Consider the following 23,504-nt stretch of genomic DNA (forward strand, 5'->3'; position numbering starts at 1 on the left):
GACATATGGCTGATTTCTTTACCAACACGTATCTGGGCATTGGCCTTCTGACCGTGGGGCAGGTGTTCCTGCTGGTGATCCCCTTGCTGCTGGCGCTGGCGTTCTTGATGTACGCCGACCGTAAGATCTGGGCCGCTGTAATGATGCGGCGCGGGCCCAACGTGGTCGGTGTCTTCGGATTGCTGCAAAGCTTTGCCGACTTTCTTAAATATATCGTTAAGGAAGTCGTTGTCCCTGCCGGTGCAGACCGTCCGGTGTTCTTCCTCGCACCGCTGATCTCTTTCGTGATGGCGATGGTAGCTTGGGCAGTGATCCCCTTTAACGAAGGCTGGATCCTGTCGGACATCAACGTGGCAATCCTCTATGTCTTCGCGATCTCCTCGCTTGAGGTTTACGGCGTGATCATGGGCGGCTGGGCTTCCAACTCGAAATACCCGTTCCTCGGCTCGTTGCGCTCTGCGGCGCAGATGATCTCTTACGAGGTGTCGATCGGCCTGATCATCATCGGTGTGATCCTCTCGACCGGATCAATGAACTTTACCGCGATTGTCGACGCGCAGCGGGGCGATTGGGGCCTGTTCAACTGGTACTTCCTGCCGCATTTCCCAATGTTGATCCTTTTCTTCATCTCGGCGTTGGCTGAAACCAACCGCCCACCTTTTGACCTTCCCGAAGCGGAATCAGAGCTGGTCGCGGGCTATCAGGTTGAATATTCCTCGACGCCGTTCCTGCTTTTTATGATCGGTGAATTGGTCGCCGTCGTGCTGATGTGTGCACTGGTGTCGCTGATGTTCTTTGGCGGCTGGCTCTCGCCGGTGCCGTTCCTGCCCGATGGCTTCTTCTGGATGTTCATCAAGATGCTGATGGTGTTCTTCATGTTCGCCATGGTCAAGGCGATCACGCCGCGCTACCGCTATGATCAGCTGATGCGGCTGGGTTGGAAAGTGTTCCTACCGTTCTCGCTGGCATGGGTCGTGTTCGTTGCCTTTGCGGCAAAGTTTGATTGGTTCTGGGGCGTCTATGCCCGTTGGACCGTAGGAGGCTGATATGGCAAATACTGACTATGCCCGCGCCGCTAAGTACTTTCTGTTGCAGGACTATTTCAAAGGGTTCATGCTGGGGATGCGCTATTTTTTCGCCCCCAAGGTGACCTTGAACTACCCGCATGAAAAAGGCCCGCTGTCCCCGCGTTTTCGCGGTGAGCACGCACTGCGTCGCTACGCCAACGGCGAAGAGCGTTGCATTGCCTGCAAACTGTGCGAAGCCATCTGCCCTGCGCAGGCCATCACCATCGACGCCGAGCCGCGGGAAGACGGCAGCCGCCGCACCACACGCTATGACATCGACATGACCAAATGCATCTACTGCGGGTTCTGTCAGGAAGCTTGTCCCGTGGATGCGATTGTCGAAGGCCCGAACTTCGAGTTCTCGACCGAGACCCGCGAAGAGCTGTATTACGACAAAGCCAAGCTTTTGGAGAACGGCGACCGCTGGGAAGCCGAGATTGCCCGCAACCTTGAGATGGATGCACCCTACCGATGACCGATCCAACCAACCCTTTCGAGGCGATGATGAAACAGGCGCGGGAGATGGCGAAAGCCTTTCCGGCGATGGATGCGTTCTCGCCCAAGGGCTTTGAAGCGATGATGGGCACGATGCCGCGCGACATGATGGAAATGATGTTCGGCAATACCTTCAACGACGGCGGCCTTGATGCACGGACCCGTCTATTGCTGACACTGGCAGGGCTGACCATGCAGGGCGCGCAGAATGATACGGCGATCCGCCAGACCGTGCGCCACGCGCTGGAGGCCGGTGCCACCAAGCAGCATATCATTGAGACAATCGGGCAGATGTCGGTTTTTGCCGGTATCCCCGCCATGACCCGAGCGCTGGATTTGGCGCAGACGGTGCTGGACGCCAAGTCCGACGACACGAAAGGTGACGCATGACAGTCTTTTCCTTCTATCTGTTCGCGATCAGCGTCATCACCGGCGGCCTCTTTACCGTGATCAGCCGCAATCCGGTGCATTCGGTGTTGTGGTTGATCTTGTCGTTCCTGTCGGCAGCGGGCCTGTTCGTGCTGTTGGGCGCGGAATTCGTCGCGATGTTGCTGATCATTGTCTATGTCGGCGCCGTAGCGGTTCTGTTCCTTTTCGTGGTGATGATGCTGGATGTCGATTTTGCCGAGCTGAAGGCCGAGATGGCGCGCTATCTGCCGCTGGCCTTGTTGATCGGGCTGATTATCCTGATGCAGTTTGTCATGGCTTTTGGCGCATGGGAGACCAACGCGGCTGCCGAGGGTCTGCGTGCGCAGGTGATCGAGCCCGAGCGTTTCAATACCGAAAGCCTCGGGCTGATCCTCTATGATCAATATTTCTTGTTGTTCCAACTGGCGGGCTTGATCCTGCTGGTGGCGATGATCGGTGCAATCGTGCTGACACTGCGCCATAGGGTCGATGTAAAACGTCAGGACGTGGTGGCGCAGATGATGCGTGATCCGGCCAAGGCGATGGAATTGCGTGACGTGAAACCGGGGCAGGGGCTTTGACCCACCCCGCTTTGCGGACGTAAAAAGGGCGCCAGTGCGGAGGGGGAGGCTTATTCCCCAAGGCACAGGCCAAAGACGATGAACCGGTCTGGCGCGCTGAAACGCCAGATTTTAAAGAAACTGACCGGCTTGCCCCAAGGGGTCCGGTGCACACAAAGGAATACACCATGTCGAGAACCACCATTGTCGCATTGATCGTTGTTCTGATCATCGTTTTCGGCGGCTATTCAATCTGGGGCTAAACGCCCGATCCCGATGGAAGTCGGGATGAACTGAGACTACAAGCCCGACAAACGGGCGTGATTACCGAGGGACGACATGATCGGACTTGAACACTACCTGACGGTGGCAGCGACGCTGTTTGTCATTGGCATATTCGGGCTTTTCCTGAACCGGAAGAATGTGATCATCCTGCTGATGAGCATCGAGTTGATGCTCTTGGCGGTGAACATCAATTTTGTCGCCTTCTCCAGCTTTCTCGGTGATCTTGTCGGGCAGGTCTACACCCTGTTCGTGCTGACTGTGGCTGCCGCCGAGGCCGCCATTGGTCTGGCTATTCTGGTTTGCTTCTTCCGCAACCGCGGCACGATCGCGGTCGAAGATGTCAACGTGATGAAGGGGTAAGGGGACATGGAAACCATCATCCTCTTTGCCCCGCTTGTGGGCGCGCTGATCTGCGGTTTTGGCTGGAAGATCATTGGCGAAACAGCGGGTATGTGGATCGCCACGGGCCTGCTGTTTCTCGCGGCACTGCTGTCGTGGTTCACCTTCCTGACCTTTGATGGCCCGACAGAGCATATTCAGGTTCTGCGGTTCATCGAATCCGGCACACTCAGCACCGATTGGGCGATCCGGATGGACCGTCTGACCGCGATCATGTTGATCGTTGTGACCACGGTTTCCAGCCTCGTGCACCTTTATAGCTTTGGCTACATGGCGCATGACGTGAACTTTGCCGAGAACGAGAGCTATCGCCCGCGCTTCTTTGCTTACCTTTCGTTCTTTACCTTCGCGATGCTGATGCTGGTGACCTCTGACAACCTTGTTCAGATGTTCTTTGGCTGGGAAGGTGTGGGCGTTGCGTCCTACCTGTTGATCGGCTTCTACTTCCGCAAGCCAAGTGCCAATGCCGCTGCGATCAAGGCTTTTGTGGTCAACCGGGTCGGTGACTTTGGCTTCGCCTTAGGTATCTTTGCGCTTTATCTGATGACTGATAGCGTAAAGTTTGATGATATCTTTGCTGCCGTGCCCGATCTGGCCGAGCAGAGCATCACCTTCTTGTGGACCGACTGGAACGCCGCCAACCTGATCGCCTTCTTGCTGTTTGTCGGCGCGATGGGCAAATCGGCGCAGTTGTTCCTGCACACATGGTTGCCCGACGCGATGGAGGGCCCGACACCCGTATCGGCGCTGATCCACGCAGCAACCATGGTGACCGCAGGTGTGTTCCTCGTCTGCCGCATGTCACCACTGATGGAATTTGCACCCGAAACGATGATGTTCGTGACAGTGATCGGCGCGACCACAGCGTTTGTAGCCGCGACCATTGGCCTTGTGCAGACCGATATCAAACGCGTTATTGCCTATTCGACCATGTCTCAGCTTGGCTATATGTTCGTGGCCGCAGGCGTTGGCATGTACTCTGCCGCGATGTTCCACCTGTTCACGCATGCGTTTTTCAAGGCGATGCTGTTCCTTTGTGCAGGCTCGGTCATCCACGCGATGCACCATGAGCAGGACATGACCAACTACGGCGGGCTGCGTAAAAAGATCCCTTATACCTTTGCAGCGATGATGATCGGCACGCTTGCGATCACCGGCGTTGGCATTCCGCTGACCCACATCGGCTTTGCAGGTTTCCTGTCCAAAGATGCGATCATCGAGAGCGCCTATGGTGGCGGGTCGATGTACGGCTTCTGGCTGTTGGTAGCCGCAGCGGCGATGACCAGTTTCTATAGCTGGCGCCTGATGTTCCTCACCTTCTACGGCAAGCCGCGCGGCGACAAGCATACCCATGCACATGCCCACGAAAGCCCGATGGTCATGTTGATCCCGCTTGGCGTGCTCAGCCTCGGATCGATCTTTGCAGGGATGCTTTGGTATAACTCCTTCTTTGGCCATGCCGAAGATATGGCCGAGTTCTATGACATCCCGCTGGCCGAAATGGCCGCAGGGGGCGATGCCCATGTTGAGGGTGCCGAAGAAGCACATGACGCAGTTGAAGGCGAAGGCGCCGCGCATGGCGAGGCTGCCGAGGGCGAGCATCCTGCAGGCTTTGGCGGCGCACCGGGTGAGGGGGCTTTGTACTTCGGCCCTGACAACCATGTGCTGGACGAGGCTCATGCGGCCCCTGTCTGGGTCAAAGTCAGCCCATTCATCGCGATGCTCTTTGGTCTGGTGATGGCGTTGTGGTTCTATATCTGGAACCCGAGCCTGCCTGCGCGTCTGGCGGCCAACCAGCAGCCTTTGTACGAGTTCCTCAAGAACAAATGGTACTTTGACGAAGTCTATGACGTGCTCTTTGTGCGGTCGGCCAAGGCAATCGGGCGGTTCTTGTGGAAGCGTGGCGATGGCAATGTGATTGACGGCTCGCTGAATGGCGTGGCGATGGGGATCATTCCGTTCCTTACCCGTCTCGCCGGTCGGGCGCAGTCCGGCTATATCTTTACTTATGCCTTTGCGATGGTGATCGGAATTGCGGTGCTTGTGACCTGGATGACGATGAGCGGGGGGGCGAACTGATGGACTCCCACCTGCTTTCTATTATTACCTTCATGCCTGCCTTCGCAGCGCTGATCCTTGCGATTTTCCTGCGCGGCGACGACGAAGCGGCACAGCGCAATGCCAAGTGGCTGGCACTGTTCACCACCACCGTGACCTTTGCGGTGTCGCTCTTCATCCTGTTTGGCTTTGATGCGGACGATTCCGGCTTCCAGTTTGTCGAAGAGGCCGATTGGCTTCTGGGTCTCAAGTATCGCTTGGGTGTTGACGGGATCTCGATCCTGTTTGTAATGCTGACCACCTTCATGATGCCACTGGTGATCGCCGCCAGCTGGGATGTGAAGCTGCGGGTCAAGGAATACATGATCGCCTTCCTGATGCTGGAAACGCTGATGCTCGGCGTCTTCATGGCGCTGGATCTGGTGCTGTTCTACCTGTTCTTCGAGGCAGGTTTGATCCCGATGTTCCTGATCATCGGTATCTGGGGCGGCAAGAACCGGATTTACGCGAGCTTCAAGTTCTTCCTCTATACCTTCCTCGGTTCGGTGCTGATGCTGGTTGCGATGGTGGCGATGTTTTCTGAGGCCGGCACCACCTGTATCGGCGCTTGCGAAGTCAGCTTGCTGACCCATAACTTCCCTGCCGACACGATGACCGTCTGGGGCTTTACGATTGTGGGCGGTATGCAGACGCTGCTGTTCCTCGCGTTCTTTGCCAGCTTTGCGGTCAAGATGCCGATGTGGCCGGTCCACACATGGCTGCCTGATGCCCACGTTCAGGCCCCAACGGCGGGTTCTGTGGTGCTGGCGGCGATCCTGCTCAAGATGGGCGGCTACGGCTTCTTGCGGTTCTCGCTGCCGATGTTCCCTGTGGGTTCGGACGTGATGGCGCCGCTGGTGCTCTGGCTGTCGGCGATTGCGATTGTCTATACGTCGCTGGTCGCACTGGTGCAGGAAGACATGAAAAAGCTGATCGCCTATTCATCGGTCGCGCATATGGGCTTTGTGACAATGGGCATCTTTGCTGCTAACCAGCAGGGCATTGATGGCGCGATTTTCCAGATGATCAGCCACGGCTTCATCTCTGGCGCGCTCTTCCTTTGCGTCGGCGTGATTTACGACCGTATGCACACCCGCGAGATTGACGCTTACGGCGGTCTGGTGAACCGTATGCCTGCCTACGCGCTGATCTTTATGCTGTTTACCATGGCCAATGTCGGCCTGCCGGGCACTTCGGGCTTTGTCGGGGAATTTCTGACCATGATGGGGGCCTTCCAGGTCAACACTTGGGTGGCGGCGGTTGCGGCGACCGGGGTGATTTTCTCGGCGGCCTATGCGCTGTGGCTTTATCGCCGTGTGGTGATGGGCGATCTGATCAAGGAAAGCCTGCGATCGATTACCGACATGACCGCCCGCGAACGCTGGATCTTTGCGCCATTGGTGGCGATGACGCTGCTGCTCGGGGTCTATCCCGCGCTCGTGCTTGATATGATCGGGCCGTCAGTATCGGCACTGGTTGAAAACTACGAAACGGCCTTGGGTAGCGTCGCTGACGCCGCCCAAACTGCCGAAGCTTCTCACTGAAAAGGACCAAGCGATGATTTCCGCTGATCTGAACATCATCATGCCCGAAATCGTGCTGTCGGCTTTTGCCCTGCTCGGTTTGCTGGCTGCGGTCTATACCTCCAAGGACGGGCTCGCTGGCGTGCTGGTCTGGCTGACGGCGGGGCTGTTTGTCGCCGCCGCGGCGTGGATCGGGCTGACCGGTGCCACCACCCGCATCGCGTTTAACGGCATGTTCGTCGATGACGGCTTTGCCCGCTTTGCCAAGATCACCATTCTGCTGAGTGCAGCGGCGGTGATGGTCATGTCCGAAGGCTACATGAAATCGCGCGGCTTGCTGCGGTTTGAATATCCGATGCTGGTTGTTCTGGCTGTCGTTGGCATGATGATGATGGTCAGCGCCGGTGACCTGATGGCGCTGTATATGGGGTTGGAGCTTCAGTCCCTCGCGCTTTACGTTGTGGCCTCGCTGCGCCGTGACAGCATCAAATCCACCGAAGCTGGTTTGAAGTATTTCGTGCTCGGCGCGCTGTCTTCGGGTCTGCTGCTCTATGGCGCGTCACTGGTTTATGGTTACGCAGGCACCACTTTGTTTGCGGGCATCATCACCACAGCGCAAAGCGGGGATACCTCCATCGGGCTACTTTTTGGTCTGGTATTCCTGATCTCCGGTATGGCGTTCAAAGTATCCGCTGTACCGTTTCACATGTGGACCCCCGACGTCTATGAAGGCGCGCCAACCCCGATCACAGCGTTCTTCGCGACTGCGCCGAAAGTGGCGGCGATGGGCTTGTTTGCGCGGGTGCTGTTTGATGCCTTTGGCAATGCTGTTGCTGACTGGAGCCAGATCATCGCGCTGCTGTCGGTTCTGTCGATGTTCCTTGGTGCGATTGCCGCGATTGGCCAGACCAATATCAAGCGTCTGATGGCCTATTCGTCGATTGCTCATATGGGTTATGCCCTGATGGGCCTTGCGGCGGGCACAGCCTTTGGCGTGCAGGCGATGCTCGTCTATATGGCGATCTATGTGACGATGAACGTCGGCACCTTTGCCTTCATCATGTTGATGAGCAAGGACGGTGCCCCGATCACCGATATCAACTCGCTGAACATGTATTCCAAACGCGCGCCCGGGCGGGCACTGGCTATGCTGGTACTGCTGTTCTCACTGGCGGGTGTGCCTCCGATGCTGGGCTTCTTTGGCAAGCTTTATGTGCTGCGTGCCGCCTATGAGGCCGATCTGGCGTGGCTGGCCATCGCAGGTGTGATCGCCAGCGTCATCGGAGCTTATTATTATCTGCGTATCGTCTTCCTGATGTACTTTGGCGAAGAAGGCTCCGAGCCTCTGGATGTTAAAGGCGGCACTCTGCTGCAGGGCATGTTGATCGCTTCGGCCGTGATTATGGTGTTGGGCATTGTAAATATGTTCGGCGTCGAGAACGCAGCAGCGGCGGCCGCGTCAACACTTGTCAACTGATCCCGAACTGCCGCGCGCAGTGCAGGGCCAGCAGGCCAGCCAGAGCGGCAACTGGCCCTCGGGCTACGCGCGGCGGGTCTACGACAGCGTCGATTCAACCCTCTCCGAAGCGATGCGGCTTGCCCCTACTTTGGGCGGGCCGACTTGGATACTGGCCGAAGAGCAAACTGCGGCACGCGGCAGACGGGGCAGGGCATGGTCCACCCCGCGCGGCAATTTTGCCGGCACCCTGATCATGCAGCGCCGCGAAGACCCCGGCTATGCCGCGCTGCGGTCCTTTGTGGCTTCACTGGCGCTGTATCGGGCCTTCGTCGCAGTCAGCGGGCAGCCTGATGCTTTCATGCTGAAATGGCCCAACGACGTCTTGCTGCATGGCGGCAAGGTTGCGGGGATTTTGCTGGAGAGCGTTGGCCCGCATCTTTTGATCGGGATCGGGGTGAATCTCGCACATGCTCCCAGCGTCGCAGCGATTGAGCCGCAGGCCTTGGCACCGGTGACCCTATCGGGTGCCTTAGACGTCGCGATCACCCCGACCGGTTTTCTTGATGCGCTGGCCGCCGAATATGCCAGGCTCGAACACCAATTTGTCACCTTTGGTTTCCTGCCGATCCGCAAGGCGTGGCTGGCCCGCGCAGCCAAGTTGGGTGAGGTGATTACTGCGCGGACCATGCGCAGCGAAACCGTCGGCGTGTTTGAAGATGTCGATGACACTGGAAACCTGATATTGAAAACCGCACAGGGCCGCGTTGCTGTCACTGCTGCAGATGTGTTTTTCTAAGTAAAAGGGGGCGTGCATGCTTCTGGCGATTGATTGCGGCAATACCAACACGGTGTTTTCCATCTGGGATGGCACCGAATTCATTGCCACTTGGCGCACCTCGACCGACTGGCAGCGCACGGCGGATCAATACTATGTCTGGCTGTCGACGCTGATGCGGTTTCGCAAGGTCGAAGCGGACATCACGGATGTGATTATTTCCTCAACCGTGCCCCGCGTGGTGTTCAACCTGCGGGTTTTCGCCGATCGTTATTTCGATACCCGCCCACTGGTCGTCGGCAAGCCCGAGTGTGCCTTGCCCGTCGCACCGCGCGTCGACGCGGGCACAACGGTCGGGCCGGACCGTCTGGTGAACACTGTCGCGGGCTTTGATCTCTTCGGGGGTGACCTGATTGTGGTGGATTTCGGCACTGCGACAACGTTTGACGTGGTGGACACAGATGGCGCCTATATCGGCGGCGTAATTGCACCCGGCGTCAACCTGAGCCTTGAGGCATTGCACAGCGCTGCTGCGGCCCTGCCACATGTCGATATCTCCAAACCACAGCGGGTTGTGGGCACCAATACGGTCGCCTGTATGCAGTCTGGCGTTTTTTGGGGTTATGTCGGGCTCGTCCGTGAGATATGTGCGCGGATAAAGGCGGAACGTGCGCGCGAAATGCGCGTCATATCCACCGGAGGTCTGGCACCGCTGTTCCAACAGTCCGTGGACCTCTTTGACGAATATCAAGATGACCTGACAATGCACGGTTTGACCGTGATACATGAATACAACAAGGAATTAGCTGAATAATATGAGCAGCGAGAGATTGATCTACCTGCCCCTCGGTGGGGCGGGCGAAATTGGCATGAATGCCTATGTCTATGGCTACGGCAAGCCCGGTAAAGAACGGCTGATCGTCGTCGACATCGGCGTGGCCTTCCCCGATATGGACACCAGCCCCGGCGTGGACCTGATCCTGCCGGACATCACATGGCTGAAAGAGCGGCGCGACCGGATCGATGCTATCTTTATCACCCACGCACACGAAGACCACGTTGGTGCCGTCGCGCATTACTACGAGGCCCTGCGCGCACCCGTTTATGCGCGGCGCTTCACTGCCAATATCGCACGGCGCAAAATGTCCGAGCACGGCCACCCCGACGAGGCGGTGACCGTTGTGCAGGCATGGCCCGAGCAGATCAAGGCGGGCCCGTTCACGGTTGCTTTCCTACCGATCTCACACTCGATCCCTGAATCCTCTGCTATGGTGATCGACACGCCCGAAGGTCGGGTCATCCACTCCGGCGATTTCAAGATCGACCGTACCCCCGGTGTTGGCGAAGCCTTTGACGATGCGCTTTGGGCCGATATCTGCAAAGACGGTGTGAAAGCGCTGATCTGTGACAGCACGAATGTGTTTTCTCCCAATGCTGGCCGCTCCGAGGCGACTGTCGGGCCAGAGATCGAAACACTGGTCAGCAATGCCGACGGTATGGTGATCGCGACGACCTTTGCCTCCAACGTGGCACGGGTAAAAACTCTTGCAGTTGCGGGCGAACGGGCAGGGCGCTCTATCGTGCTTTTGGGCAGGTCGATGAACCGCATGGTCGAAGCGGCGCTCGAAAGCGGCGTTATGACCGACTTCCCGACCCGTATCGCTCCCGAGGACGCGCGCGGCTTGCCACGCGAAAACCTGATGCTGCTGGTCACCGGCAGCCAGGGCGAGCGCCGTGCGGCTTCCGCACAGCTCGCGAATGGCAAGTTTCAGGGTCTGGAAGCCAAAGAGGGCGATCTGTTCCTGTTCTCCTCCAAGACGATTCCGGGCAACGAGCGCGGCGTGATCCGCATCATCAACATGTTCTCTGAAAAGGGCGTTGATGTGGTGGATGATTCCTCGGGGCTGTACCATGTGTCCGGCCACGCCAACCGCCCTGATCTGGAGCAGTTGCACAGCATCGTTAAGCCCCAAATCCTGATCCCGATGCACGGCGAACATCGCCATCTGCGCGAACACGTCAAGATCGCCAATGCCAAAGGCATCAAAGGTGTGCTGGCCGTGAACGGCATGATGATCGACTTGTCGGGCAACGAGCCTAAGGTGATCGAGTATATCGATACTGGCCGCACCTATCTTGATGGATCGGTCAAAATCGGTGCGCTGGACGGCGTTGTTCGCGACCGTATCCGCATGGCGTTGAACGGTCATGTCACTGTGACCGTGATCCTCGACGCCGACGACTCGCCCCTTGGTGAGCCATGGGTCGATATGATGGGTCTGCCGGAAATGGGCAATTCCGACAGCCCGCTGGCGGATGTCCTCGAAGCCGATCTCGCACAGTGGCTCAACCGTGCAGGCGCGCGCACTTTGCGTGACGACAAAGCGCTGAACGACGGTCTGAAGAAAGTCGCACGCCAGTCGGCGAACGATGAAATCGGCAAAAAACCCGAAGTGACAGTGGTGGTAAGCCGGCTTAGTTAAGCCGACTTACCAGCCTCTCGACTACTCAATTACGTCATTAATTGGCGGCAGCTCGGTTTCGATGTCTGCCGCCGATGACGGCTCCGGCACCTCGATATATTCTTCTACTGGGGTCTCGACGGGCTCCGTGACTGGAACACTCTCGGGCAGGATTTCAGCAGCACTCGCAGGTATCGCCTCGTCGCCGCTGCACATATAGACAGCTCCCCCCACAGCCACCACACTTACCGCCGCCGCACCCAGAACCGCTGGCGTCGACAGCGCTGTGACCGCCGTGCTGCTGGCAGTCCCAAGGCTGGCACTGACCGAGGAGGCGGTGCCTGACAGGATCATTGCGCCAGAGCCGTGTTTGATCGCGTTCAAACCGGCGGTACGGGCGTTTTGCGCGATGGTCTGGGTCATCGAAGCCGCAATGCCGATGCCCTGATCCTTGGTGGTGTTGACCTTTTCACAGAATGTCGTCTTGCACAGGCCACGGAAGTTCCGCTCGCCGGGGACCAAAAAATAGCCGTAGTCAGCGGTTTCGGTCAGGCAGTAGCCGTTAATGTCATTGTCCGGGACCGTAGTAGCGAGGTAGTCGTAGAGCACGCCACTATTGCATGCCACCGGTGTACCCAATGTGCGGTTCCACGTCCGGTTCGGCCAGTTCAAAAGCTTTTCGCGGGTCTTGACCTCTTCGGCGAAGGTCTGAAAATTCTCTGCTTCGACAACGATTTCGTCGCCGTTAACCAGCGCGCGGCATTGGTCTGCCTGCGCTTGCACGGCGATCACAGCAAAAGGGATGGAGAGGATAAGGCGCAACATCGGCAGCTCCGGTAAATGAGTACCGGCGAGAAATAGCCTGCCTGAAATGCCAGCGCCACCACCGGTGTTTTTCCGGTGATGGCGCTGGCTGGTTTGCGCTGATCAGCGAGGCTTAGCTGTCGCGTTCTTCAAAGCTGAGGCCAATGAAGTCGGGCAAATGGTCGCCCAAGCCCACAACCTGATTGCCACCGCGATCATTGTTGCGACGGTTACGGTTGTTGTCATTGCGGTTGTTGTCATTACGGCTGCGATTGCTGTCGTTACGGTTTCTGTCGTTACGCTCGCTCTCGTTACGATTGTTATCATTACGATGATTATCGTTGCGACTAGCATCGTTGCGGCTGTTTTCGTTGCGAGAACGGTTGTCGTTACTGTCGTTTTGGGTGCGGATGTCATCGGATTCAGCCGTGGAAGTTGGCGTATCTTTGGGCTCTGGCTGGGCTGCTTGGACAGGTGCTTCTGCAGGCTGCTCCGCCTCGCCGGATATGGCCTCGACCTTGCCGGCTTCGTCAGTTTTAGCGGCATCGGACTTCTTGGCAGAATCACTCGGTTTGCGTGACCGTGACCGGCTCCGCTTGGGCTTGTCGCTTGTACTTTCCGGCTTGGCGGACGCCTCGGTCTTGGCTTCGGCAGGCGCTTGGACAGCACCGGTCCCGAGCGGGTTTTCCAAACGCGGTATCTCGTTCTGGACCAGACGCTCGACATCGGCGAGGTTTTTTTCGTCGCGCGGTACGCAGATCATGATCGCGGTACCATCACGGCCCGCACGGCCCGTGCGGCCGATCCGATGAACATAGTCTTCGGCATGGCTTGGCACGTCAAAGTTAAACACATGGCTGACCGCAGGCACATCAAGCCCGCGCGCCGCCACATCCGAGGCGACAAGGAAGCGCAAATCGCCGGCGCGGAAACCGTCAAGCGTGCGTGTTCGCTGGCTTTGATCCAAATCGCCATGGATTGGCGCCGCGTCATAGCCATGCTTTTTCAGTGACTTGGCGACCGTATCAACATCCATCTTGCGGTTACAGAAAATGATGGCGTTGGTGCATTTCGCGCCTTCGGCGTCGATCAGCGCGCGCAGCAGTTGACGCTTTTCTGTCGCTTCGCGCTCTTTACGGGACGATTTGAACATGACCACACCTTGGGTGATGTTCTCGCTCGTGGTAGCCTGACGGGCCACTTCGATCCGCTCGGGGCTGCTGAGGAACGTATTGGTGATCCGCTCGATCTCAGGCGCCATAGTGGCGGAGAAAAACAGCGTCTGACGAGTGAAAGGGGTCAGGCCGAAAATCCGTTCGATATCGGGAATGAACCCCATGTCGAGCATCCGGTCGGCTTCGTCGACAACCATGATCTTCACGTCGTTAAGAATCAGTTTACCGCGTTCGAAATGGTCGAGCAGACGGCCTGGTGTGGCGATCAACACATCGACGCCCTTGTCGATCAACTTGTCTTGCTCGCCGAATGACACGCCGCCGATCAGCAGGGCTTTCGTCAATTTGACGTGCTTGGCATAGGTCTCGAAATTTTCGGCAACCTGTGCGGCCAGTTCGCGTGTCGGGCACAAAACCAGGCTGCGCGGCATGCGCGCACGGGCACGGCCACGGGCCAGCATTGTGATCATTGGCAGTGTAAAACTAGCGGTTTTGCCGGTGCCGGTCTGGGCAATGCCCAATACATCCCGGCCTTCGAGGGCGGGTGGGATCGCACCGGCCTGAATGGGTGTCGGCGTCTCGTAGCCGGCTTCTTCGATGGCCCGCAGGACCTTTGGATTCAGGTTGAGATCAGAGAATTTTATCATGTGTGTCCGAATAATTGCGGACACTCACTTGGCCCGCGTCAGCGTTCCATACCGGCCCGCATGGCCCAAGAGGCGGCGCAGGTGCCGCTGTATGTTGCGCAGGCCATAGCAAGTTGCGTAACGCTCGTCAAATCAATGCGCCGTCAGAGGCTTACGTGGGGGAAATGTGTGGACAATAGGCCATCCAGGTTGAGATTGGCTTGTCGCAGTAAACCATGTTCCGCAAGCTTGCCCCGCAAACGCGGCGTATCGGCGCAAACCTCGTCGAAAAAGGCTTTTAAACCACTTTCGGGATCTTGCGCCTCGATCTGTTGGAACAGATCGTGCATCGACATCCCGCCTTTGTCGCGCGGTTTGTTGGGGGCAAGCTCGGCGCGATAGGAACCTTGTGCGAGACGGTAGCGATAGGCAGCATGCCACTGGTCCCACGTCTTTGCGTGCATATGTGCCAGACCGATTCCCGCCTGTTGCTCTTCGGTCGGGATCATTGTTTCATTTTGAAACGCGTTGTGGATTTGCACGCGTACGCCCGCAAGGCCGGTGCGGACAAAAACCTTGCCGGCGAGATGGCTGAGAAAACCGCCCTTCAGATGGGCGCCAAAGGTCGGGTAGATATCCTGCACGATGCGGTTTCGGTCAGGGCCGTTGGGCACAAAGGCCTTAAAGGCCGTGCCATCGCCCGACAGCGCCTCCATCGGGCGGATACGGGCGGCGAGGGTTTCAGACGTTAGCGTGCCAAGAATCTCCGCTACCGGCTCGGCGCTGACCAGAAATTCGTCGGCATCCATATGGATGAGCCAGTCCACCTCGGCCTTGCGATTATAGGCATGTGTGGCGTTCATGGTCTGGCGCACCTGATGCTTTTTCGGGCGCCCATTGCCGACTTTATTCCACCACGCCGTGTCACAGGTTTGTACCCGTACTTTGGGGTGGGCTTTTAGCGCCTCAAAAGCCTGCGCGTTTTCCGCATCGAGATAGATATAGAGCCGCTGTGCGCCCGCCTCCAGATGGTAGGCGGCAAAACGCAGGATATCGGCGGCAGGGGCGAGGATGGTGGCGCTCAGCCCCCATGTGGTCAGGTTGGCCATCAGCCGTCTCCCTTCAGCTTGGCTTTTATCGCTTGGATGCGGGCAAAGATGCTGCGCTGGTCGCTCATCACCAGCCGGAGCATGGCAAAGCCCAGCGGACGGATGATGGCGTCACTTTCTGCCAGTTGCCACAGGCGGGCCAGGAGGATTTTATCCAGATCGCCGCCGCGAAAGCCGTAGGCGTCCATACCGAAGGGCAGGGGAAAAGTCTTGCGCTTGGCCATAGTGCGAAACGGCGAGCGCCCCGGTTGACCCGAACGGCGGCGCTCGCTGTCGTGCAGCTTGATCATATCAAACAGCACCGAAAGCCCCATGCCGAGCGCGCGCTGCGCACCCGTCTCTCCGCGGTCTGAAAAGGTCGTAGCTGTGGAAATCATCCAGCGCGGGGTTAGCAGCGGCACAAGCCGGTTGCCGTGGTCGCGCCAGATGCGGAAGAACAGCGCGTCGGCGCAGGGCGGCGGGTCATCGCGGCGCGAGATTGCGATCAGCATGGCGTGAAGATGCAGGATTTTCGGCTGGCCCGCGAATTCGACCTGAAGCTCCAGCCATTTCCGCTGTGCCGAATAGCGCGGCGCATCTTCATAGTGTTGCGCGGGTGGCGGTGTTACCGCCTCGAACAACGCGGCAAGGTCGGTGTCTTCAAGGGGCAGGATATTATCCACCCCGTCAAACCGGCGCTGGCGCTTTTCCTGCCGCTTCAAAAGGCTGGCAAATCCGCCGGAGTAAAGGTTTTCACCTTCATCCATCGAAGGGCCCAATCACACCATCATTTCCTTGGTCGCGGTCAGGCGTATATCTGGATAGTCGCGGTCAACGCGGTCGATATCAAACTGCATACGGGTCAGGTACACAACGTCACCATCATGATCATGCGCGATGTGCTGTTTGTTCGCTTCGCTAAATTTATCAACGGCTTGGCGTGTGCCGTTCACCCAACGGGCCGAGCTGAATCGCGACTGCTCAAACCGGACAGGCAGCCCGTATTCAAGCTCGATCCGGCTGGCAAGGACCTCGAACTGCAATTGCCCCACAACGCCAACCACAAAACCTGATCCGATCGCCGGTTTAAAGACCTTGGCAGCGCCTTCTTCGGCAAACTGCATCAGCGCCTTTTCGAGGTGTTTGGCCTTCATTGGATCGCCCGCCCGAACGCCTTGCAACAGCTCCGGTGCAAAGGACGGGATGCCGGTGACGCGCAGGACTTCACCTTCGGTCAAGGTATCGCCGATGCGCAACTGGCCGTGGTTGGGGATGCCGATAATGTCACCGGCCCAAGCTTCCTCGGCCAGTTCGCGGTCCGAGGCGAGGAACATTACCGGATTGGTGATCGCCATCGGTTTTTTGCTGCGTACATGGGTCATTTTCATGCCACGCAGGAAGTGCCCCGATGCAAGCCGAACAAAGGCCACGCGGTCGCGGTGCTTGGGGTCCATATTGGCCTGAACCTTGAACACAAACCCCGAAACCTTGGTTTCTTCTGGCAGGATCGAGCGCGGCTCGGCCGATTGAATCTGCGGCTCAGGCCCGTAGGTGGCGATGCCTTCCATCAGTTCTTTAACCCCGAAGGAGTTAATCGCGGAACCGAACCAGATCGGCGTTAGGGTACCTTCGTGCATCGCCTTGATATCCAGCGGCGGCAGCAATTCACGCGCCATCTCAAGGTCTTCGCGGAGTTTTTCCAAAAGCGCGGCGGGCACATGTTCGGCCAGTTTGGGGTCATCGAGACCGTTAATTTCAACGCTTGCCGACACGCGGTTACGGTCGGCGCGGTCCATCAATTCAAGCCGGTCACGCAGAATGTCATAGCAGCCGATGAAGTCGCGACCTACGCCAATGGGCCAACTCGCAGGTGTCACGTCAATCGCGAGATTCTCTTGAATTTCATCGATGATTTCAAAGACATCCCGGCTTTCGCGGTCCATTTTGTTACAGAAAGTCAGGATCGGCAGATCGCGCATCCGGCAAACTTCAAAAAGCTTTTGGGTCTGGCTTTCAACGCCCTTGGCACCGTCAATCACCATCACCGCCGCATCAACGGCCGTGAGCGTGCGGTAGGTATCCTCCGAGAAGTCCGAGTGGCCGGGGGTATCGACAAGATTGAAGCGGTAGGTCATGAAATCAAACGACATTGCCGAGGCCGAGACCGAAATTCCGCGGTCTTTTTCCATCGCCATAAAGTCTGAGCGCGTACGACGGGCTTCGCCCTTGGCGCGGACCTGTCCGGCCATCTGGATCGCCCCGCCAAACAGCAGGAATTTCTCGGTCAACGTGGTCTTACCCGCGTCAGGGTGAGAAATGATCGCAAAGGTGCGACGCCGGGCAATTTCCGGCGGCAGATCGGGGCGGTTTTTGGCTGTGTCCAACATCGTTTGGCGTATATCCGCGGTGCGCAACCTGCGCAAGCGCGGCGCCTTCTGCGGCTTGGATTAAAAAGCAATCCTTCCCCGGTGGCCGAATTTAATGTATTGTGAACGTATCATGAACATTATGGGGAGATTAAAAATGGAAATCAAGCAATTGGCGCAAGAATTGGTGGCTGGCTGTCGCGAGGGCCGGACGATTGCCAATCTGGACAAGCTCTACAAGTCCGACGCAGTGTCGGTTGAGGCGGCGGATATGGGTCAAGGGAGAGAGACCAAGGGCCTTGAAGGGATCAAGGGCAAGCATGAGTGGTGGGAGAGCGAGATGGAAGTCACCGGTGGAAACATCAGCGACCCGATGTTGCATGGCGATGATCGTTTTGCCGTGATTTTTGAGATGCAGGGCAAGGAAAAGCAGAGCGGCAAGGCATTCGATATGAAAGAAGTCGCGATTTACCATGTCAGCGATGGCAAGATTGCGCGTGAGGAGTTCTTCTACACCACTTAGTGGCGGCAAATAGGCGCGACGTTGGCGTGGCGCGCTAGCGCCCGCTGGCCTTGCGCAACAGTTCAGCAGCGTCGGGGCGTTTTAGCAACGCCTCGCTCACGTCCAGCCCGGCGTGGGGTAGGTCGGAATGGCCGGGCACGATGTCGCCCATGGCGGCTGAGAGATCGGCTGGCAAGATGGTGCGCGTGCGGGTGTCAATCAGCATCGATTCTGCCGCGATCCCTTCGGCATAAATAATCTGGTGACTGTCAAACAACAGCTGGAAATAATCGACAAAGCCGCCATCTTGCACCAACACGGTCTCCCCATTGACCAAATGCCGCGCCTTGATCAGCAATTCTGCGCGCCCCGCGCCAACCTCGTCGGTGCGTTGGTAGACGAAAAGGCGGTGGTCAGGGCTGACGATCAGGTCATGCTCGTTATTCAACGTGCCCGCGCGGATGCAGATCGGCGCAAACTCACCAACCGCGCGCACCGTGCTTTGGCCGATCCAGCGTACCTGCTGTACCCCGTCGTCGCGGGTCAGGATCTTGTCGCCAACATTGAGGTTTTCAATGAGGCGCTGCTCACCGGTGGCCAGCGTAATGTGGGTGCCGCGCGTAAAGGAAACGCAGGCTACCTGTCCGAATTTTTGCGATGCTGTCTTTATATCAATTCCGACAAGCCGATGTTCAACCCGTGCTGCAAGAGTGGATAGCGGCAGCAGATAAACGTCCGAGACGTTTTGCTCGTCATCTACTTCGACCAGAAGCAAAGCCTCATTTAAATGCCCGTTCGGCGACATGAACATCAACGCTGAATCAAGATAAACTTCGGCACCCGGCGTGCCTGCGCCGGTGGCTTCACCAAGCCGGAAATGTGTGGCACTGAGCGGTAATAGCGACAGCCGCAAAGGTGCGGCATCAGGGCTGATCTCATAAACATCATCCAACAAAAGCTCGGCCGCAAACGACAAGGTGTCGCCCATATTTGCGCCATCCGTCGCCACGATATCAGTGGCGCGAAAAACAGGAACGCTTTGCGCGGAGGCGGGGCGGGAACGGGCCATGGAAAACCTTTGGACGGGGGTTAGAGCTTATGCCCAAGAGATAGTTCGGAATTGTGACAATGCTTGGACAACCTTCGGGTGTTTTGCTGGCGTCCGGCGTCTTTGCTGTTAGGACTTAGGAAAGTTTAACAAAGGAATCGTATCATGGATTTGGGAATCAAAGGCAAACGCGCATTGGTGTGTGCGTCTTCAAAGGGCCTCGGGCTTGGTTGCGCCGAGGCATTGGCGGCAGCAGGCGTGTCGCTGGTAATGAACGCACGTGGTGCTGAAGCGCTGGAAGCTGCTGCTGAGCGGATCCGTCAGGAGCATGGTGTTGAAGTTGTAACCGTCGCCGTTGATGTGACCACCCCAGAGGGCCAGCAGCAGTTGATCGCGGCAGCGGGCGAAGTCGATATTCTGGTCAACAACGCCGGTGGCCCGCCTCCTGGCATGTGGCATGATTGGGAGCGTGAAGATTTCATCAAAGCACTGGACGCCAATATGCTGACGCCGATTGCGCTAATCAAAGCGTTGGTGCCCGGCATGATGGATCGTGGTTGGGGCAGGGTCGTGAACATCACCTCCCAGTCCGTGCGCGCGCCGATTGGCGTGTTGGGGCTCTCGAACGCTGCCCGCACCGGATTGACTGGTTATGTGGCTGGCACGGCCCGGCAGGTTGCCGATAAAGGTGTTACAATCAATAACTTGCTGCCCGGAATTCATGCGACCGATCGGGCCGATAGCCTTGATCAGGGTGTGGTGAAAGCCAAGGGCATCACTATGGATGAAGCCCGCAGCCAGCGTGCCGCGGGCATTCCGGCAGGGCGGTATGGCACGCGGCAGGAGTTTGGCGCGGCTTGCGCGTTTTTCTGTTCGCAGCACGCCGGATTTATCGTCGGGCAAAACCTATTGTTGGACGGTGGCGGCACCAATCTGACCATGTAGGAGCGTTGGCTTTCGGGCCAATTGTATTCTAGCGACCAAGTGCGATGGACAGCGTTGGCGGCAGACCATGCCGCCAACGCTGCGCAACTACCGCTAGATTTTCTGCCATTAGTTATCACGTTTCTGACAGCAAGCCTCCGGTTGCTGGTAGCTTCGTCTCGTCTGGCTTAATCCTTTGCAAAGTTTTTGAGCGTAAAGGTTCCTGTAACGATGCAAGCCGCGACCCTTATCATAGTTTTCAGCGCGATCCTGATCGCCAGTTTCCTTGTGGCCCCTAAACGCGCCACCGTCGAAGGGTTCTTTGGCGGCGCAGATGAGAACGGACACGCGCCGGGGCTGATGGTTCTGGTGCTCAGCCAGGTAACGACATGGATCTTCGCCCGTTCGTTAATGAATGCAGCGATCTTGGGATATTATTACGGGATCGCCGGAACGCTGGCCTATGCCGCCTACTATGGGTCATTTCTGACTGGCGGCTATATCGTGGGTCATTTGCGGCGAAATGGTGCGCGGTCGCTACAGGATTGGCTCGGCACGCAGTTCGGCTCGGCCGGCAATGGATGTTATAACTTCGTGATTGCCCTGCGGCTGCTGTCCGAGGTTTTCGCCAACCTTCTGGTCGTTGGGTTGATCTTCGACGCGGTTCTGGCGGGCAGCGGCACCACTGCAATTCTGATTGCCGGACTTTTGGGGCTGGGATATTCCGCGTGGGGCGGTTTGTCGGCATCACTACGCACCGATGTCATGCAGATGCTGGTGTTTATTGTCATCTTTGGTCTGGCCTTTTTGGCGCTGGTCACGGCCCCAGCTTTTGATCTCGTTTCGGTGCTGACAGCTTCGGGCACCTCGGGCGCGTGGAACGGGTGGGTCCTGCTGGCCGTCGCTTTGTTGCAGGTATTTTCCTATCCTGCGCATGATCCGGTGATGATGGATCGCGGATTTCTGGCCGACCCTGAGACCACACGCCGGTCGTTTCTGCATGCGTTCTGGATTTCGACACTTTGCATCATCGGTTTCGGTTTTTTCGGGATACAGGCCGGCCTCATGGGCGCGGCTTACGAAGGCGAGCTGCTCGGCACTTGGGCCGTGATGTTCCCGCCTTGGGTTTTTCTGGCCCTGATGATCTCCTTGCTGGTCTCGGCGCTAAGCACGCTTGATTCCACTCTGGCCGCTGCCGCCCGCTTGGTTGTTGAGGAATTGGGCATCGCGCCACGCACGTTGAATGGCGGGCGGGTGGCGATGGTTGCTTTCATGGGTGTGGGCACCTGCCTGACACTTTGGGGCGATGCGACCTTGTTCGACGCGGTGGCGGTATCTGGCACCGCATCGATGTTTTTAACGCCCGTTCTTTTGGTCGCGCTGATTGGCGGACGGCAGATCGCGCCTTGGGCCTATTTCACCGCCTTCGGAACGGCGATGCTCGGCGCGATTGCCTATTTTGGCCGCGACTGGCCGATGTTTGCAGCGCTCCTGCCCGAGGGACATAAATATGAGCAATTGCTGATGATCTGCGCGGTGGTTCTGGTCTCGGGCTTTGCGGCAGTGCTTGCGGGCCTGCGGCGCGGCTGATAGCTGGTATCCGAGTAAATTCATCGGATACCCATGCAGGCCGCAATTCCCCGCCTTGAAATCCGCAACCTCAAGCGCCGCTACGACGGGCGCGCGGTTGTCGACGATGTCAGCCTTCAGATCATGCCGGGGCAGGTGACCTGCCTGCTCGGCCCGTCGGGCTGCGGTAAATCCACTACGCTGCGGATGATCGCAGGCGTCGAGATGCAAGACAGCGGCTCGATCTATGTGGATGGCAAGCTGATCTGCGATACAAATTTTCGGGTCCCACCGGAGCGGCGGGAAATTGGCCTGATGTTTCAAGACTTTGCGTTGTTTCCTCACCTGAGCGTGGCGGACAACGTGGGCTTTGGCCTCAAAACGATGGATAAGGCCGCCCGCCGCGCCCGCATCGAAGATTTGCTGGAGCGCGTGGACCTCAAACGTTTTGTGGACGGCTACCCGCATCAACTTTCGGGCGGGGAGCAGCAGCGCGTGGCGCTGGCTCGGGCTTTGGCACCGCGGCCGCGGATTATGCTGATGGACGAACCATTCTCTGGCCTCGATAATCGTTTGCGCGATGAAATACGCGACCACACGCTGACTGTGTTGAAGGAAGAAGACACCGCCGTCCTGCTGGTCACCCACGAGCCGGACGAAGCCATGCGCATGGCGGATGAAATTGCCCTGATGCGCGATGGAAAGATCGTACAGCAGGGCGCGCCCTATAACGTCTATACCCGCCCGCTTGATCGCGCCTCGGTGTCGTTCTTTTCTGACGCAAATGTGCTGCATGCCGAAGTGTCCGGCGCGCTGGCGCAGACGCCCTTTGGCAGGTTTCTCGCCCCCGGTGTGCCCGATGGCACGCCCGTTGATATCGTGTTTCGCCCCCAGCACGTCCGGATCGACTTTGATCGAGGGGGCAAGGGGCCAGTGCCGACGGCCACCGACGGCACGGCGGCGCGTGCGACCGTGGCGCGGGCGCGGTTCATGGGCAACGAAAGCCTCGTGGAATTTGTGATGGATTACGATGGATCGACGCTTAAGGCGACAGTCCCGAATGTGTTTTTGCCCCAGCCCGGCGCAGTGATGTGGCTGACCATAAGGCGCGACCGTTGCTTTGTTTTCCCTGTCGCTTCAAGGAGCACGTCATGACCAAAACATTGCTGGTGGAATTCGGGATGGGATCGTCGCTGCGGCGAGGTGACTATACCCAAGCGGCCAAACGCGCGGTCGAGGATGCGCTTTGGCACAACTCGATCAATCTGGCCGAGCTGTTTGGTTTTGACAAAGCGGACATGCAGATCACCCTCGATGTTGGCGTGCAGCAGCCTGAAGCGGTTGACGCAGATGTGCTGCGGGCGGTGTTTCCCTATGGCTCTGTCACGGTAAATCTGCACCGTGGCGGGTTGGATGTGCCGCGTCCCGAAGGGCAGGGCAACCCGACGATCATCGCCAATGTGGCGCTGTCGGTCGGTTTTGATATGGAGCGGGCCGATGGGTGAGCAGCGCGTGATCATCGAAATGGGCATGGGCAACGACTTGCACGGGATGGATTATACCAAAGCCGCCGCGCGGGCGATTGACGATGCGCTGCGCCATTCGTCGCTGCCGTTGTTCGGCGTGTTGGAGCTTCCGCATGATGCGATGCGGGTGCAGGTGACCGTGGCGGTGCACGAGCCGGACAAGATCGATATCGCAGCCCTCACAGCGCGTTTACCGCGCGGTCGAGCCGAAGTTCGGGCGGTTTTTGGCGGGCTGAATGTGACAGGTGCGCAGGATACGATTGTAATCGCACAGGCCAGTGTTGAGGCGTTTTTGCCGCCGCAAACCGACTGGCGGCTTGTGGTCGCTGCGCAGGAAGAGTGATCA

At 58.0% G+C, this 23,504-nt stretch carries 23 protein-coding genes; 17 read left to right on the forward strand and 6 right to left on the reverse strand.

Annotated features, from left to right (window positions below; genetic code table 11):
- Window positions 1-5 precede the first annotated feature (5 nt).
- The 11 genes from nuoH to BM174_RS13250 all read left to right on the forward strand — a co-directional run bounded on the left by nuoH (window position 6) and on the right by BM174_RS13250 (window position 11,551).
- The gene (gene nuoH / locus BM174_RS13200) at window positions 6-1,046 is read left to right on the forward strand and encodes an NADH-quinone oxidoreductase subunit NuoH (RefSeq protein ID WP_093924329.1); all 1,041 of its coding nucleotides are present in this window, start codon (window positions 6-8) and stop codon (window positions 1,044-1,046) included.
- A gap of 1 nt (window position 1,047) precedes the next feature.
- Window positions 1,048-1,542 (forward strand): NADH-quinone oxidoreductase subunit NuoI, encoded by a 495-nt coding sequence (gene nuoI, locus BM174_RS13205; RefSeq protein ID WP_093924330.1) that lies wholly within the window; start codon window positions 1,048-1,050, stop codon window positions 1,540-1,542.
- Complete coding sequence (locus BM174_RS13210; protein ID WP_093924331.1) at window positions 1,539-1,952, forward strand: carboxymuconolactone decarboxylase family protein; 414 nt, start codon at window positions 1,539-1,541, stop codon at window positions 1,950-1,952. The genes nuoI and BM174_RS13210 overlap by 4 nt, the downstream gene beginning before the upstream one ends.
- Complete coding sequence (locus tag BM174_RS13215) at window positions 1,949-2,551, forward strand: NADH-quinone oxidoreductase subunit J (protein WP_093924332.1); 603 nt, start codon at window positions 1,949-1,951, stop codon at window positions 2,549-2,551. Before BM174_RS13210 ends, BM174_RS13215 begins: the two co-directional genes overlap by 4 nt.
- A 318-nt stretch (window positions 2,552-2,869) precedes the next feature.
- Window positions 2,870-3,175, forward strand: a complete 306-nt coding sequence (gene nuoK / locus BM174_RS13220; RefSeq protein ID WP_025048953.1) for an NADH-quinone oxidoreductase subunit NuoK — start codon at window positions 2,870-2,872, stop codon at window positions 3,173-3,175.
- A gap of 6 nt (window positions 3,176-3,181) precedes the next feature.
- Window positions 3,182-5,293, forward strand: coding sequence for an NADH-quinone oxidoreductase subunit L (gene nuoL / locus BM174_RS13225; RefSeq protein WP_093924333.1), 2,112 nt, complete (start codon window positions 3,182-3,184; stop codon window positions 5,291-5,293).
- Window positions 5,293-6,855 (forward strand): NADH-quinone oxidoreductase subunit M, encoded by a 1,563-nt coding sequence (locus BM174_RS13230; protein WP_093924334.1) that lies wholly within the window; start codon window positions 5,293-5,295, stop codon window positions 6,853-6,855. Before nuoL ends, BM174_RS13230 begins: the two co-directional genes overlap by 1 nt.
- Window positions 6,856-6,868: 13 nt before the next feature.
- Window positions 6,869-8,311, forward strand: a complete 1,443-nt coding sequence (gene nuoN, locus BM174_RS13235) for an NADH-quinone oxidoreductase subunit NuoN (RefSeq protein WP_093924335.1) — start codon at window positions 6,869-6,871, stop codon at window positions 8,309-8,311.
- Window positions 8,301-9,089 (forward strand): biotin--[acetyl-CoA-carboxylase] ligase, encoded by a 789-nt coding sequence (locus BM174_RS13240; RefSeq protein WP_245766369.1) that lies wholly within the window; start codon window positions 8,301-8,303, stop codon window positions 9,087-9,089. The genes nuoN and BM174_RS13240 overlap by 11 nt, the downstream gene beginning before the upstream one ends.
- 16 nt (window positions 9,090-9,105) lie before the next feature.
- Window positions 9,106-9,882, forward strand: a complete 777-nt coding sequence (locus tag BM174_RS13245; RefSeq protein ID WP_093924336.1) for a type III pantothenate kinase — start codon at window positions 9,106-9,108, stop codon at window positions 9,880-9,882.
- Between the two features lies 1 nt (window position 9,883).
- Complete coding sequence (locus BM174_RS13250) at window positions 9,884-11,551, forward strand: ribonuclease J (protein WP_093924337.1); 1,668 nt, start codon at window positions 9,884-9,886, stop codon at window positions 11,549-11,551.
- A 21-nt stretch (window positions 11,552-11,572) separates the two neighbouring features.
- On the opposite strand, the gene BM174_RS13255 is transcribed toward BM174_RS13250, so the two are convergent.
- The 5 genes from BM174_RS13255 to BM174_RS13275 all read right to left on the reverse strand — a co-directional run bounded on the left by BM174_RS13255 (window position 11,573) and on the right by BM174_RS13275 (window position 17,610).
- A complete protein-coding gene (locus tag BM174_RS13255; RefSeq protein ID WP_093924338.1) occupies window positions 11,573-12,355 on the reverse strand; it encodes a hypothetical protein in 783 nt (260 codons plus the stop codon).
- 112 nt (window positions 12,356-12,467) lie between these two features.
- A complete protein-coding gene (locus tag BM174_RS13260; protein ID WP_093924339.1) occupies window positions 12,468-14,156 on the reverse strand; it encodes a DEAD/DEAH box helicase in 1,689 nt (562 codons plus the stop codon).
- A 143-nt stretch (window positions 14,157-14,299) separates the two neighbouring features.
- Window positions 14,300-15,244: a glycosyltransferase family 2 protein gene (locus tag BM174_RS13265; protein ID WP_093924340.1), complete on the reverse strand. Its 945-nt coding sequence runs from the start codon at window positions 15,242-15,244 to the stop codon at window positions 14,300-14,302.
- On the reverse strand, window positions 15,244-15,990 hold the full coding sequence (locus BM174_RS13270) for a hypothetical protein (protein WP_093924341.1): 747 nt from the start codon (window positions 15,988-15,990) through the stop codon (window positions 15,244-15,246). Before BM174_RS13270 ends, BM174_RS13265 begins: the two co-directional genes overlap by 1 nt.
- Before the next feature lie 12 nt (window positions 15,991-16,002).
- Window positions 16,003-17,610, reverse strand: coding sequence for a peptide chain release factor 3 (locus BM174_RS13275; protein WP_093924449.1), 1,608 nt, complete (start codon window positions 17,608-17,610; stop codon window positions 16,003-16,005).
- Window positions 17,611-17,746: 136 nt separating this feature from the next.
- Between BM174_RS13275 and BM174_RS13280 the strand changes: the two genes are divergently transcribed.
- Window positions 17,747-18,112, forward strand: coding sequence for a nuclear transport factor 2 family protein (locus BM174_RS13280; protein WP_093924342.1), 366 nt, complete (start codon window positions 17,747-17,749; stop codon window positions 18,110-18,112).
- 34 nt (window positions 18,113-18,146) lie between these two features.
- On the opposite strand, the gene BM174_RS13285 is transcribed toward BM174_RS13280, so the two are convergent.
- Entirely contained in the window at window positions 18,147-19,160 is a 1,014-nt protein-coding gene (locus BM174_RS13285; RefSeq protein ID WP_093924343.1) for a Hint domain-containing protein, read from the reverse strand.
- 144 nt (window positions 19,161-19,304) lie between these two features.
- On the opposite strand from BM174_RS13285, the gene BM174_RS13290 reads away from it, so the two are divergent.
- From BM174_RS13290 to BM174_RS13310, 5 genes are all read left to right on the forward strand, one after another.
- On the forward strand, window positions 19,305-20,084 hold the full coding sequence (locus BM174_RS13290; protein WP_093924344.1) for an SDR family oxidoreductase: 780 nt from the start codon (window positions 19,305-19,307) through the stop codon (window positions 20,082-20,084).
- Between the two features lie 210 nt (window positions 20,085-20,294).
- Window positions 20,295-21,653, forward strand: coding sequence for an SLC5/6 family protein (locus BM174_RS13295; RefSeq protein ID WP_093924345.1), 1,359 nt, complete (start codon window positions 20,295-20,297; stop codon window positions 21,651-21,653).
- Window positions 21,654-21,686: 33 nt separating this feature from the next.
- Entirely contained in the window at window positions 21,687-22,787 is a 1,101-nt protein-coding gene (locus tag BM174_RS13300; protein WP_093924346.1) for an ABC transporter ATP-binding protein, read from the forward strand.
- Entirely contained in the window at window positions 22,784-23,137 is a 354-nt protein-coding gene (locus BM174_RS13305; RefSeq protein WP_093924347.1) for a Lin0512 family protein, read from the forward strand. Before BM174_RS13300 ends, BM174_RS13305 begins: the two co-directional genes overlap by 4 nt.
- The gene (locus tag BM174_RS13310; RefSeq protein ID WP_093924348.1) at window positions 23,130-23,501 is read left to right on the forward strand and encodes a Lin0512 family protein; all 372 of its coding nucleotides are present in this window, start codon (window positions 23,130-23,132) and stop codon (window positions 23,499-23,501) included. Before BM174_RS13305 ends, BM174_RS13310 begins: the two co-directional genes overlap by 8 nt.
- Window positions 23,502-23,504: the final 3 nt, after the last annotated feature.

Origin of the sequence: Sulfitobacter brevis (genome assembly GCF_900112755.1) — a bacterium.
Lineage (GTDB): Bacteria > Pseudomonadota > Alphaproteobacteria > Rhodobacterales > Rhodobacteraceae > Sulfitobacter > Sulfitobacter brevis.